Consider the following 12,202-nt stretch of genomic DNA (forward strand, 5'->3'; position numbering starts at 1 on the left):
CCGCCTGCCCGGGGGAGAGCCTGCGGCTGCCCCGGGCCCGTCTCGGCCCGCTGCCGGCCCGCCTGTGCTCAGGGGAGGTAGCGCTCCAGTGCGGCGGCGCCCTTCTCGTCGATCTGTCGCTGCGCCCATTCGACGCGCTCGGGGGTGACGTCGCGGCCCGTCGCCATCACGAGGTCCTCGGGGTCGAAGGGGCGTTCACCCCCGCTGAAGAGCTGCCGCTGCATTCCGGATGCCGACTCCGGCACGCCGCCCTCGTTCATCGGTTCGCGCATGTCCATCACCTCATTGCCTGGTGGCCCGTACGCACGGTCCTTCGATGGTCGTTCCGTCAGCCGGGCCATGGTGGGTGGAGTACGACCAAGTTACTCCGTCCGGGTGAATAGGCGCCCCGGGGCGGTCAGCGGGGCCGGTGGGCGACGGCGGCGAAGATCGTCACCGACAGGTGCAGGGCGCCCCGCTCGGCGGCGGCCTCGAGGTCGGCGAGGAACCGGTCGAGCTGCTCCTCGGTGATCAGGCCCTGGTCGACGGCGGCGGTGGCGAGCCCGCGGACGACCGGCCGGTCCAGGGTGCGGGGGTCGTGCATCAGGACGCCGGAGCCGAGCTCGTCGACGCTCAGGCCCGCCGCGGCCAGCCAGCCCGGCAGGCGGCGTCCGGCGTCGGGGGTGGCGGCGGTGCCCCGGGTGACGGCGGCCAGCGCGGGGCGGACCTCCGGGGCGGCCGGGTGCAGGACGAAGGTGGCCCAGTCGGTGTCGAGCAGGGCGACCCGGCCGCCCGGGCGCAGCACCCGGGCGATCTCGGCGACGGCCCGCGCCGGGTCGTCCAGGTGCTGCAGGACGCGCTCGCACCAGACCACGTCCACCGCGGCGTCGGGCAACGGCAGCGCGAGCGCGTCGCCGTCCAGGAACCGGGCCGCACTGCCCGCGTCGGCGCCGCGCCGCTCGGCGACGGCGCGCAGGCCCGGGTGCGGCTCGATGCCGGTCGCGGCGCCGCCCGGGGCGACCGCCGCCGCGAGCACCAGGGTCTCCGAGCCGGTGCCGCAGCCGACGTCCAGCGCCCGCTCACCGGGGCGCGCGGCCAGGCGCGCGTGCGCCCACGCGCGCAGCCGCCGCACCCCGGCATTGGCCGCCTGGACGTCCAGGACGGCGGTCAGCCGCTCGGTGAGCGCGGGGTCGGCGTTGGCCCGGTGGAAGGCCGAGGTGGGACGGGGCTCGCTCATGGCGCCCAATATGCGCCGCCCGCCCTGACACCGACACCGCAGCGCCCCACCCGGGGAGCCCTCAGCGCAGGCCGGGCAGGGCGCGCAGCTCGCCGACGCGTAGCAGCCGGGCGAGCAGGACGAACAGCAGCGCCATGGTGAGACCGCCCGCCGCCAACGGCAGGAGCGTGCCGCGCAGGGCGGACGCCGACCCGCCGGGCAGACCGCGGGCGACGAGCCACCCGGCCGCCCCCGCGAGCGCCGCGGCCGCGGTCAGCCTGCCGTAGGTGCGGCAGATCCGCCGTCCGTCCAGCAGCCCCCCGGTGCGCCGCCGCAGCCGCAGCGCCGTCAGCAGCAGGCCCACGCCGTAGGACAGCGCGTACGCGCCCGCCATGCCGGTGACCGCCCAGCGGGGCGGGAGCAGCAGGTGGCAGGCGAGGGCCAGGGCGACGTTCGTCGCGCCGATCCACAGCGCGAGGCGGAAGGGGGTGCGGGTGTCGTCGAAGGCATAGAAGCCGCGCAGCAGCAGGTACTGGGCGGAGAAGGGGATGAGGCCGAGCCCGAAGGCCTGGAGCATGTGTCCCAGGGGCAGGACGGCGGCGGCTCCGGCGGTGCCGTGGGCGAACAGGAGCCGGGCGATCTCGGGGCCGAAGGCGAGGAAGGCGAACGCGGCCGGGACGATGACGACGCCGCTGGTGCGCAGCGCGCGCGACAGGTCGGCGCGCAGGTCGGCGATGCGGTGGTCGAGGACGGCCCGGCTCATGCGAGGCAGGAGCGCGGTGACCAGGGTGACCGTGACGACGGCCTGCGGCATCGTCCAGATCTGCTGGGCGTAGCTGTAGGCGGTGTAGCCGACGCCGTCCTGGGGCAGCGCGGTGTCGGCGGCGGAGGCGAGGCGGGTGACGAGCGTGCCGGCCGCGAGGTTGGTGAGCACGAACAGCAGGGTCCAGCGGGCGGCGCTGACGCTCCCGCGCAGGCCGGTGCCGCGCCAGTCGAAGCGCGGGCGCAGCCGGAAGCCGGCGGCGCGGGCGTACGGGACGAGGGACAGCGCTTGCAGGGCCAGTGCGAGGGTGGTGCCGGCGCCGAGCAGGGTGACCTGCTCGGGGGTGGCGGCGGAGACCGTGTCGGGGGCGTTCAGCAGGCCGAGGTAGAGGCCGAACATGGCGATGAGGACAAGGTTGTTCAGGACCGGGGTCCACATCATCGCCCCGAACCGGTCCCGGGCGTTGAGGACCTGGCCGAAGATGCCGAAGAGGCCGTAGAAGAAGATCTGCGGGAGCAGGTAGCGGGCGAAGACGACCGTCAGCTCGAACGCGGCGTGCGTGTCGGGGGTGTCGTCCTGGTAGAGGCGGATGACGTCCGGGGCGGCCCACACCGCCAGGGCGGTCCCGGCGGCCAGGACGCACAGCACCAGGGTGACCAGCCGCTGCTCGAACGCGGTGCCGCCGTCGGGGTGTTCGGCGCGTGCCCGGACCAGCTGCGGTACCAGGACGGAGTTGAGCGCGCCGCCGATCAGCAGGAAGTACAGGCTGGTGGGCACGGTGTTGGCCTGGTTGTAGGTGGTGGCCAGCAGCCCGGTGCCCAGCGCGGCGGCCTGGAGCACCTGCCGGATCAGCCCGGTGAGCCGCGAGACCACCGTCCCCGCCGCCATCAGGACGGACGGACGTATCGGGCCGCGTGCGCGGGCCGCGTGGCGGCCCCGTTTCTGTGTCGTCCCCTCGATCATGATCGGAAATCTACGTCCCCGGCCGGTAGTTGACGAACCGTCGCCAGGGTTCCGGGCCCGCCGGTCGGTCAGGTCGGGGCGAAGGTGCGGCGCAGGTGGGCGACCAGGCGGGCGGGGTCGGTGGCGGGCAGGCGGGCGGCGAGGTAGCCGTCGGGGCGGACGAGGAGGGCCTCGCCGTCGTCGGGCCGGTAGGCGGTGCGGAAGGCGGCGGCGGTGTCGCGGACGGCGGGCAGGCGCAGGCCCTCGGCGGCGGGGGAGCCGTCGGAGTCCGGGGCGAGGACGGCGTACACGTCGAGCAGGCCGTGGGCGGCGGCGTGGGCGGCGGCCGCGCAGGCGTGCAGGGTCGGCACATCCACCCGCCCACCGGCGCCCAGGGCCACCGAGGACCAGCGCAGGGCGGAGGCGGTCGCGGGCCGCGGTGACAGCCGGTCCAACACCTGCTGGATGTGCCGCAGTTCGGGCGCGCGACCGCCCTCCAGCCCGTGCGCGACCCTGTCCCGCCCGGCGGCCGCGGGGGAGGGCGGCGGGCCCGGCGTCAGGGCCTGGCGTCAGGGGCCGGCGGGCAGGTCCCCCCGTCCGGGAAAGGGTGTTTGCGGACGGTTGACAGCGGGCACGCCTGCTCCACTGATCCGCAGCTTCCACATCATCCCCCGTTAACCCAAGAGCCTTGTGCGGTCCCTACATTCGGGCCACTGCCGGTGACCGGCCGTCGGCGGTGCGTACCCGTCCGGCCCGCCCGGACCGTCCGCTCCTGAGCGAAAGGCCGCCCGATGGCCCCCCGCCTGTCCGTCGTCGTCCCGATCTACAACGTCGAGCGCTACCTGCGGGAATGCCTCGACTCGATCGCGGCCCAGACCTTCGAGGACTTCGAATGCGTCCTGGTCGACGACGGCTCGACCGACGACGGCCCCGTCATCGCCAAGGCGTACACCGAGCGGGACCCGCGCTTCCGGCTGGTTCAGCAGGAGAACAAGGGCCTCGGCGCCGCCCGCAACACCGGCTGGCGCCACCTCGCCCCCGGCACCGAGTACCTGGCCTTCGTCGACAGCGACGACACCCTGCCGCCGCACGCCTACCAGCTGATGATCAGCACGCTGGACGAGACCGGATCCGACTTCGTCACCGGCAATGCACTGCGCCTGCGCACCACCGGCCTCACCCCCTCGCACGGCCACCGCCGCGCCTTCCGCGAGACCCGGCTGCGCACCCACGTCAGCGAACTGCCCGCCCTGGTCACCGACCGCACCGCCTGGAACAAGGTCTACCGGCGCTCCTTCTTCGACGCCGCGGGCGTCCGCTACCCCGAGGGCATCCTGTACGAGGACGCCCCGGTCAGCGTGCCCCACCACTTCCTCGCCGAGCGGGTCGACGTGCTCGCCGAGCCGATCTACCACTGGCGGGTGCGCGAGGACGGCGACCTGTCCATCACCCAGAAGAAGACCGACCCGCGCGGCCTGGTCGACCGGGTCCGCTCGATGGAACTGGTCCGGCAGTGGCTGCTCGCCCGCCCCGAGCCGGTGTTCGCCGAACACCTGCGCGCCTACGACCACAACTGCCTGGTCGAGGAGATCCCGATGTTCTTCTGGTCCGTCCCCGACGGCGACCGGGCCTACCGCGAGGCCTACCAGCAGCACGTCAGCCGGCTGCTGCGGGCCATCGGCCCCGAGCGGCTGGCCGGGCTGAGCAGCCAGCTGCGGCTCAAGTACCGCCTGACGCTGGCCGATCGGATGCACCGCTTCGTCGCCGTCCAGCGTCTGCACCGCCTCGCCCGCCGCACCCGCCAGGCCGCCGCCCGGGGCTGAGCCCGGGGCGGGCGGCGGCGGTGGTGGCGTCGGCCTCGGCCCGTGCCCGTCGGCCTCAGCCCGTGCCCGGTCGGGCGGTGCGCGGGGCGGCGCCGTCGAGGGCGGCGAGCAGACGGGTGCGGACGTCGGCGGCGGCCTCGCGGGTGACCGGGTCCGCGCTCTCCAGCTGCGGGGTGATCAGCTCCGCGGCCGCGGCCAGGAGCGGGAGGGGCACCTCCGTCGTCCGCAGGTGGAGGAGCTGCGACGCCGCCCGCTCGCCGGGCGTGGCCGCGGCGGGGGCGCTGGGGATCAGGGCGGTGATGCCCCGGGGGAGCTGGCTGTCGGTCACGCGCCCATTCTCGCGCGCCCGGACCGGTGGCGGTCACCGCGGCTGCCCGTCAGGGGCTCCCCGCCCGGGACGCGGCGGCGCTCGGGCACCTCGGTCACGGCGGGGCTGCCGTGGTCGCCGAGGCCCGGAGGAGGCCGGCCCCGCGAAGCGCCGCCCCGGCGAGCCGCCGTGCTCAGGGCAGGAAGAGCGACACCGCGGCCCCGGTCGCGGTACGGAACCGCTGCTCGCCCAGCCCCTCCGGGAAGTGGCCGCCGCGTTCCAGGCTGATCACCCCGTGGGCCGTCGCCCACAGGACGTCGGTGACCTCGTCGACGTCGGCGTCCGCCCGCAGCACGCCGGCCCGGACGCAGCCGCGGGCCGCCTCGCGCAGCACGTCCAGGCTGGCCGCGGCGGCCGCGCGGGCCTCCTCGTCCGGGATGAAGCCGGGCACGGCCTCGCCGAACATGACGCTGTAGAAGTTGGGCTCCTCCAGGGCGTTGGCCCGGTAGGCGCGCCCGAGGGCGGCCAGGTACTCGGCCGGGTCGCCGCCGTCCGGCACGGCGTCCAGCCGACGGCGCAGCCGGGCGAAGCCCTCGCGGTAGAGGGCCGCCGTGATGCCGTCCTTGGAGCCGAACAGCCGGTACAGGACGGTGGTCGAGCAGTCGGCGGCGGTGGCCAGGCGGCGCATGCTGAGCGCGGCCGGGCCCTCGGCGGCCAGCAGTCCGGCGGCGGTGTCGAGCATGGCGGTGCGCAGGGCGGCCTCGCCCCGGGCCTGGGCCCGGGCGAAGACGCCGGTGGGGGAGGTGGCGGGCATGGGCATGATTCTCCGGTATCCGTTCCCCGTCGATCGACTCCTCCGGCACCCGCCCCTACTGCCAGTCCGGCAGCGGCCGGTAGATCGGCACGCCGGCCTCCTCCAGGGCCGTGCGGCGGGCGAAGTACTCCTCGCCCATCGGGTCCACGCCGAGCAGCGGCATCGCGCTGCGCCAGCTCGTCACGTCCTGCGGGGAGAGTTCCGCGGCTGCCGCGAAGTGCCGCTGCGCCGCCTGCCGGTGGCCGTGGCGCAGCAGCCACAGTGCCAGCGCGGCCCGGGTGCGGGCGTGCTGCTGCCCGGGGTCGGCGGGGCGGGTCAGCTCGGCGACCGCGTCCGGGTGCAGGCCGGTGTCGTCGGTGGTCACCCAGCGGCGCAGGGCGCCGAGCGCCTTCGCGGAGTCGAGCCCGCTCATGGAGCGGAAGAGGTCGGTGGCGAACTGGGTGTCGTTCGGGCGCACGATCCGGCCCTGCTCGTCGATCCAGACCACGGTCGGGACGTTGAGCAGCTGGTAGAGGTCGGCGACCCGCCCGTCGACGTCGACCAGCGCGGGGTGGGTGGGCGCGGCCTCGGCGATCCACGGCGCCGCGTCCTCGATCCGGCGGTCCACGGCGACGCTCAGCACCGAGAACCCCTCGGCGGCCAGCGCCGCGTGCTGGCGCTCCCACTCCGGCAGGTCGTAGCGGCAGCCGCACCAGGAGGCCCAGAACACCAACGCGACTTTCCGCCCGCGCAGTTCGCTCAGCGAGTGCCCGACCCCGTGGACGTCCGGCAGCGTGAAGTCGGGCGCCTCGCCGGCCGCCAGCGCCGCCGAGCGCTCGGCGGCCGACGCCCCGACCGCCACCACCCGCGCCTGCGGCTCCACCACCACCGGGCGCCCCAACAGCCGGGCGAAGCCCGTCAGTTCGAGCGTCTGCCCGCCGTCCTTCTCCAGCCCGGCCACCACCGCGGCCGGAACGCACACGTCCCCCCGGCACCAGCCCTGCGGCTTGCGCGTGAACCCGAGCGCCCGCTCGACCTCCGCCGCCCCGAGCCACACCCGCGGCCCGGCCCCCGGCTCCCCCGTCGCTTCCGCTGCCGGTTCCGCCACCAGTTCCGCCGTCACGACGGTCTCGGCGTGGTCGTCCAGAACGGTCAGCTCGATGCTGCTCACGATGTCCCCCTGCGGATCGCGGAATAACGCTGTGACTGAAAAATAACAGTGTTATTCGCGGCTTGGCAACCCCCTTCCGCGCGGCCTCGGGGCGCCCGGGCACGACCCCCGCGCGCCAGGGCACGGCGGGGGCGGCCGTGCGACGGTGAATACAGGACCGCGGCTGCGGGCCCGCGTGCCGCCACCGCGTGACGGGTCCCGGCCGGTCACGGATCCGCGCGGTCGTCGGAGGATGCATCATGCGCGCGAGGGACAGGACACCGGGAAACCCGGAGGGCGAGCACGGCGACGGGCGCGGGGGCGGGCCCCCGGCGGCGACGGAGGGCCGGCCGGGCAGGAAGGCGGTGCCCGGGAGCGCGGGCGTGCGGCGGGCCCGGCAGGCGGCCGAGTGGGGCCAGGCGCGGTACTCCGGCTCCTGGGCCGAGCACCTGTGGGGCCGGCTGGACGCGGTGGACTTCCTCAGCCAGGCCATCCTGCTGGCCGCCACGCTGCTGCTGTGCGCCGTCCCGTTCCTGCTGGTGGTCTCCGCCCTGGCCGGGCGGTCGGCGGTGTCCGGGATGACGCGGCGGCTGGGCCTGAGCCCGCAGGCCTCCGCCGACGTGGGCCACCTGTTCGCCTCCTCCTCGACCACGTCCGCGGCGGTCACCGGCCTGTCCTGGGTCTTCTTCGTCCTGGGGGGCCTGGCCACCGCCGGCTCGATCCAGCAGCTGTACCAACGGGTGTTCCAGCTGCCCGCGCACGCCTGGGACCGGCTGCGGGCGCTGGTCTGGCTGGCCGCGATCATGGGCTGGATCGCGCTGGGCACCCTGGCGGGGCGCCCGTTCCACGCGAACCTGCCGGTGCTGTGGTGGATCACCGCCGTCGTCGGGTGCGTCGGCTTCTGGTGGTTCACGATGTGGTTCCTGCTGGCCGGGCGCATCGCCTGGCGCCGGCTGATGCCGTGCGCGGTCGCCACCGGCGCATTCTGGACCGGGATGCTGGTGGTCTTCCACTTCACCTTCTCCGACATGGTCGTCGGCAACGAGCAGGAGTACGGGCCGATCGGGGTGGTGTTCGCCCTCATGTCGTTCTTCATCGCGATCGGCGTGGTGATCATCCTGGGCGCGTCCGCAGGCATGATGTGGCACGAGCGCGGCATGTCCTTCCGGGCGGCGCTGCGCAGGCTGCGCCGGGCCCGGTAGCCCGGGCCCCGGGAGGGTGGGCGAGCGGCCCGGGCGGGCGTCAGGCCAGCCAGCGGCCGTTGCGCATCAGCTCGCGGCCGGCCAGCTCGTCCGCCTCGCGCCAGGCCTGGACGCGGCGCGGGGTGATGCGGAACCAGCGGTAGGGGGTGGCGAGTTCGCGCGGGTCGAAGCCGGTGCGCGCGGCGAACCGGTCGCCCCGCTGCCGCGGCAGCGCGTCCATCGCGAGGACCTCCACCTCGCCGTCGACCACGGTGACGTCGCGGGTGTGGCCCAGGGCCAGTCGGGCGGTGCGGCCGGCGGCCAGGTTGCGGCCGGTCGGGCTGTCCGCGGGGGTGGCCACCAGCAGCGCCTCGCCGTCCCAGTCGAAGGACAGCGGTACCAGGTACGGGGCGCCGTCCGGCGAGGCGCTGGCCAGCCAGAGGTCGACGTCCCCGGCGAGCCGGCGCTCGGTGTCGCGCCGGCGCTCGGCGCGGGGGCGGGCTCCGGTGTCCGATGGCTCCTGCAGCAGGCCGATCAGGTTGCCGTCCGGGTCGACCAGGGTGGCCACCAGCCGGCCGCCGCCCACGTCGTGCACGGGCTCCTTCACGGTGGCGCCCGCGGCGGTCACCTCGGCCACCCTGGCCTCGATGTCCGGCACGTGCCAGTGGGCCAGCGGCGCGGTCAGGCCCTGCGGCCCGCCCGCCGGCAGCAGCCCGAGGTGCACGTCCCCGTCCTCGAAACCGACGTAGTACGGCTCGTCGGTGCGCGGCGGGACACCGAGCAGGGCCGCGTACACGGCCTTGGCCGTCGCCAGGTCGGACACCGGGTGCAGGACGGTCCTGATCCCGAGGGTGGCGGAGCCGGTCATGGGGTCACTCCTCTCGTCGTGCGCGATCGGTCCCGGGGCTTCACGCCGCCGCCCGATCGCCGCGGTCACAGGCTCGCCCGGCAGCGGTGCGCACCGCCTCCGTGCCGACCACGGAACCCGGTACGGAGGAGCCTGGCCCGTACGGATAATGAGCCGGTGTCATCTCCATCGATCTCGGCTCGGGAAAGCGACGTGCTCGCGCTGCTCGGCGAGCACCTCAGCAACGCGGAGATCGCCGCGCAGCTGTTCATCTCGGTGCGCACCGTCGAGTCCCATGTCTCCTCGCTGCTGCGCAAGTTGGAGCTGCCGGACCGGCGGGCGCTGGCCCGGCGCTCGGGCGAGCTCGCCGCCGCCCGGCGGCCGCGTCCGGCGCCCGCCCTCCCTGCGCCGCTGACGGCGTTCGTCGGACGGGCGCGCGAGCGCGGGGAGTTGGCGCAGGCGGTGCGCTCCCACCGGCAGGTGACCGCGGTCGGTCCGGGCGGGGTGGGCAAGACGCGGCTCGCGCTGGCGGTGGCGGGGGAGTCGGGCGGGGACTTCGCCGACGGGGTGTGGTTCGTCGACCTGGTCCCGGTGACCGACCCGCAGCGGGTGGGCGCGGCGGTGGCGGCGGCCGTGGGCGTGGGCGAGCAGCCCGGCCGCAGCGTCGACGACGCGGTGGTGGCCGCGCTGGCGGACCGCGAGGCGCTGCTGGTGCTGGACAACTGCGAGCAGGTGCGGGACGGGGTGGCACCGTTCGTGGAGCGGCTGCTCACCGCCTGCCCGCGGGTACGGGTGCTCGCGACGAGCCGGGCCCGGCTGATGGTGCCCTTCGAGTGGGTCGTCCCGGTTCCGCCGCTGTCGCGGGTCGGCGGCGGCGACTCGGATGCGGTGGCGCTGTTCCTGGCGCGGGCGGCCGCGGTCGGCCTGACGCCGGACCCGGCGGTGCTCGGCGAGGTCGCGGCGCTGTGCGAGCGGCTCGACGGCATGGCGCTGGCGATCGAACTGGCGGCGGCGCGCTGGTCCACGCTCGGTCTGGACGGCCTCGAGGCCGGCCTCGCCGACCAGCTGCGGATCCTGGCCGGAGGCCCCCGCGCCGACGGCCGGCACCGGTCGGTGCGCGCGGTGCTGGACTGGAGCCACGAGCTGCTGGAGCCCCGGGACCGGGTGCTGCTGCGGCGGGTGTCGGCGTTCGTCGTGCCGTTCACCGCGCAGGCGGCGGCCGAGGTCGCCGGGTTCGCCCCGCTGGACCCGGCCGCGGTCGCCGACGGGCTGGGCCGGCTCGCCGAGCAGAGCCTGCTGACGGTGGCGCAGTCCGCGGCGGGCACCCGGTACCAGGCGCTGGAGACCATCCGGCAGTATGGCGCGGAGCAGCTCGACGGGGCCGGCGAGTCGGCCGAGGTCCGCTCCCGGCACCTGGTGTGGTGCCTGGCCGGCGCGGCAGCCCTGACGGGCCGTGACCCCCTGACGTGCCATGACGCCCAGGGCCGTCCGGACGCCCCGGACCGGCGCGCCCGGTTCGACGCGCTGGCGGAGGACCTGCGGGCCGCCCTCGCCTGGGCCGCCGAGCGGCCCGAGCAGCGAGCCCGGGCCCACCGCCTCGCGCTGGCCCTGGCCGAGCTGGCCTTCGACGCCAACCTGCTCGGCGAGTCGCAGCAGCGCTTCGAACAGGCCGCGGCGCTCGCCGACACTGCCTCCTCCGCCTCCGCCTCCGCCTCCGCCTCCTCCGCCTCCGCCTCCGCCTCCGCCGCCGCCGCCGACACCGCCGCCGCGGCACTGCGCCAGGCCGCCGGGGTCGCCGGGTGCCGCAGGCGCGGCGAGGACATGTTCCGCCTGCACCGCACCGCCGCCGAGGCGGCCCGCCGGGCCGGCGACACCGCCGGAGCCGGCCGCGACCTGGCGGCCGCCGCCACCGTCGCGTACCGCTTCTCCAGCACCTTCGCCCGGATCCCCGGCGCGCAGGAGGTGAACGCCCTGCTCGCGCAGGCGCGGGAGCTGTCCGGCACGGCGGACCCGGCCGCGCGGGCGGCCGTCGCCCTGGCGGAGGCGGCGGTCCTCGCGGACGCCTACGGTGCCGTCCAGGGCGACGCGGACAACACCGCGCACGAGACGCTCGGATACGCCGAGCGCGCCGTCGAACTCGCCCGGCTGACGGGGGACCCGGTCGCCGAGTCCGCCGCCCTCGACGCGCTCTCCGGTGCCCGCAGCTGGGCGGGCGAGCCGTTCGGGGCCGCGGCCGCGGCCACGCGCCGGATCGACCTCCTGGCCACCGCGCCGCGCACCCCGGCCGGGACGAACGAGCTGGTCGACGCCCTCGCCATGGCTGCCGGAAACGCCCTCGGCGTGGGGCGGCTGGCACAGGCCCGCCGGTGGTCCGGACAGCTCGCCGAGCACCCGCTGCTCGCCGAGGCCGGCCACCACGCCACGTCCTGGCTGATGGTCACCGAGGCGTTCGCCGGCCGCGCCGACGCGGTGCTCGCGGGCGGCACGAGGTTCCTCGAGGCGTGGGAACGCGGCGGCCGGCCGCGGTCGTTCGTCCTCGGTCCGGCCGCCGCGTCGGTCGCGATGGTCCACGGACTGCGCGGGGACCACGACGCCCGGGCCGCCTGGCTGCGGACCGCGGACCTGGCCGGCCCGGTCCTGGACCACCGCCACGGCCACGGCGCGGTCTTCGACGCCGTGGTCCTGCTCCACCACGGGGACGCGCAGGCCGCCCTGGACCGGCTGGCCCCGGAGCCGGACCAGGTGTGGAAATGGGTCTGCTGGGTCTGGCTGCACTGGTACGTCGCGCTGCGGGCGGAGGCGTCGGTGCTCGCCGGACACCCGGACGCCCGCGAGCGCATCGCCGGGGCCCGTACCGTGGTCGACGGCAACCCCATCGCCACCGCCCAACTCGACCGGGCGCAGGCCCTGCTGGACGGCGACCGGGCCCGACTGCCCGCCGTCGCGGCGGACTTCGAGACGGCCGGCTGCCCCTACCAGGCGGCGCGCACCCTCCTGCTCGCCGACGACGGCCACCGCGCCGCGGGCCGGGCGGCGCTCGCCGACCTCGGCCTCGCCCCGCCGGCCGGGTAGCCGGCCGGATAGCCGCCGGAGGGGCCCGGGGCTCAGAAAGTGTCGGGTAACTGGCTGACTACTCGTTCTTGAGGTCGTCGGCGAGGCGGCGGGCTGCTTCGGCCTCGATGGGGCCGCGTGGTTCGATCT

The 12,202-nt window shown here is 76.1% G+C and carries 11 protein-coding genes and 1 pseudogene; 3 read left to right on the top strand and 9 right to left on the bottom strand.

Annotated elements, in window-relative coordinates; genetic code table 11:
- Positions 1 to 68: 68 nt before the first annotated feature.
- The 4 genes from ACZ3TI_RS08740 to ACZ3TI_RS08755 all read right to left on the bottom strand — a co-directional run bounded on the left by ACZ3TI_RS08740 (position 69) and on the right by ACZ3TI_RS08755 (position 3,355).
- Positions 69 to 260 (bottom strand): hypothetical protein, encoded by a 192-nt coding sequence (locus ACZ3TI_RS08740; RefSeq protein WP_465724927.1) that lies wholly within the window; start codon positions 258 to 260, stop codon positions 69 to 71.
- Between the two features lie 137 nt (positions 261 to 397).
- Positions 398 to 1,216, bottom strand: a complete 819-nt coding sequence (locus ACZ3TI_RS08745; protein ID WP_465724872.1) for a methyltransferase domain-containing protein — start codon at positions 1,214 to 1,216, stop codon at positions 398 to 400.
- 61 nt (positions 1,217 to 1,277) lie between these two features.
- Positions 1,278 to 2,921 carry a murein biosynthesis integral membrane protein MurJ gene (murJ, locus tag ACZ3TI_RS08750; protein ID WP_465724874.1) on the bottom strand — a complete coding sequence of 548 codons (1,644 nt, stop codon included), beginning with the start codon at positions 2,919 to 2,921 and terminating at the stop codon, positions 1,278 to 1,280.
- Between the two features lie 68 nt (positions 2,922 to 2,989).
- Positions 2,990 to 3,355, bottom strand: coding sequence for an aromatic-ring hydroxylase C-terminal domain-containing protein (locus ACZ3TI_RS08755; protein ID WP_465724876.1), 366 nt, complete (start codon positions 3,353 to 3,355; stop codon positions 2,990 to 2,992).
- A 336-nt stretch (positions 3,356 to 3,691) separates the two neighbouring features.
- Here ACZ3TI_RS08755 and ACZ3TI_RS08760 point away from each other — a divergent pair, with 336 nt between their 5' ends.
- Positions 3,692 to 4,723: a glycosyltransferase family 2 protein gene (locus ACZ3TI_RS08760; RefSeq protein ID WP_465724878.1), complete on the top strand. Its 1,032-nt coding sequence runs from the start codon at positions 3,692 to 3,694 to the stop codon at positions 4,721 to 4,723.
- A gap of 55 nt (positions 4,724 to 4,778) precedes the next feature.
- Here ACZ3TI_RS08760 and ACZ3TI_RS08765 read toward each other — a convergent pair whose 3' ends face one another.
- The 3 genes from ACZ3TI_RS08765 to ACZ3TI_RS08775 all read right to left on the bottom strand — a co-directional run bounded on the left by ACZ3TI_RS08765 (position 4,779) and on the right by ACZ3TI_RS08775 (position 6,994).
- Entirely contained in the window at positions 4,779 to 5,051 is a 273-nt protein-coding gene (locus ACZ3TI_RS08765) for a hypothetical protein (RefSeq protein WP_465724880.1), read from the bottom strand.
- A gap of 172 nt (positions 5,052 to 5,223) precedes the next feature.
- A complete protein-coding gene (locus ACZ3TI_RS08770) occupies positions 5,224 to 5,844 on the bottom strand; it encodes a TetR/AcrR family transcriptional regulator (RefSeq protein WP_465724882.1) in 621 nt (206 codons plus the stop codon).
- A 55-nt stretch (positions 5,845 to 5,899) separates the two neighbouring features.
- A complete protein-coding gene (locus ACZ3TI_RS08775) occupies positions 5,900 to 6,994 on the bottom strand; it encodes a redoxin domain-containing protein (RefSeq protein ID WP_465724884.1) in 1,095 nt (364 codons plus the stop codon).
- Positions 6,995 to 7,233: 239 nt separating this feature from the next.
- On the opposite strand from ACZ3TI_RS08775, the gene ACZ3TI_RS08780 reads away from it, so the two are divergent.
- A complete protein-coding gene (locus ACZ3TI_RS08780; protein ID WP_465724886.1) occupies positions 7,234 to 8,175 on the top strand; it encodes a ribonuclease BN in 942 nt (313 codons plus the stop codon).
- A gap of 40 nt (positions 8,176 to 8,215) precedes the next feature.
- On the opposite strand, the gene ACZ3TI_RS08785 is transcribed toward ACZ3TI_RS08780, so the two are convergent.
- Together ACZ3TI_RS08785 and ACZ3TI_RS08790 are read right to left on the bottom strand one after the other, a co-directional pair.
- Positions 8,216 to 8,683 carry a pyridoxamine 5'-phosphate oxidase family protein gene (locus ACZ3TI_RS08785; RefSeq protein ID WP_465724929.1) on the bottom strand — a complete coding sequence of 156 codons (468 nt, stop codon included), beginning with the start codon at positions 8,681 to 8,683 and terminating at the stop codon, positions 8,216 to 8,218.
- A pseudogene (locus tag ACZ3TI_RS08790) lies at positions 8,672 to 9,022 on the bottom strand (VOC family protein); the annotation flags it as partial. The pseudogene ACZ3TI_RS08790 and the gene ACZ3TI_RS08785, both read right to left, overlap by 12 nt.
- 156 nt (positions 9,023 to 9,178) lie before the next feature.
- Between ACZ3TI_RS08790 and ACZ3TI_RS08795 the strand changes: the two are divergent.
- The gene (locus tag ACZ3TI_RS08795) at positions 9,179 to 12,073 is read left to right on the top strand and encodes an ATP-binding protein (protein ID WP_465724888.1); all 2,895 of its coding nucleotides are present in this window, start codon (positions 9,179 to 9,181) and stop codon (positions 12,071 to 12,073) included.
- Positions 12,074 to 12,202 lie beyond the last annotated feature (129 nt).

The sequence above is a fragment of the Kitasatospora sp. NPDC023120 genome (assembly GCF_055560835.1).

Coding starts and splice junctions, on each gene's coding strand:
- murJ (WP_465724874.1), bottom strand. CDS start 2,921: ATGATCGAGGGGACGACACAGAAACGGGGCCGCCACGCGGCCCGCGCA.
- ACZ3TI_RS08770 (WP_465724882.1), bottom strand. CDS start 5,844: ATGCCCGCCACCTCCCCCACCGGCGTCTTCGCCCGGGCCCAGGCCCGG.
- ACZ3TI_RS08745 (WP_465724872.1), bottom strand. CDS start 1,216: ATGAGCGAGCCCCGTCCCACCTCGGCCTTCCACCGGGCCAACGCCGAC.
- ACZ3TI_RS08740 (WP_465724927.1), bottom strand. CDS start 260: ATGAACGAGGGCGGCGTGCCGGAGTCGGCATCCGGAATGCAGCGGCAG.
- ACZ3TI_RS08780 (WP_465724886.1), top strand. CDS start 7,234: ATGCGCGCGAGGGACAGGACACCGGGAAACCCGGAGGGCGAGCACGGC.
- ACZ3TI_RS08760 (WP_465724878.1), top strand. CDS start 3,692: ATGGCCCCCCGCCTGTCCGTCGTCGTCCCGATCTACAACGTCGAGCGC.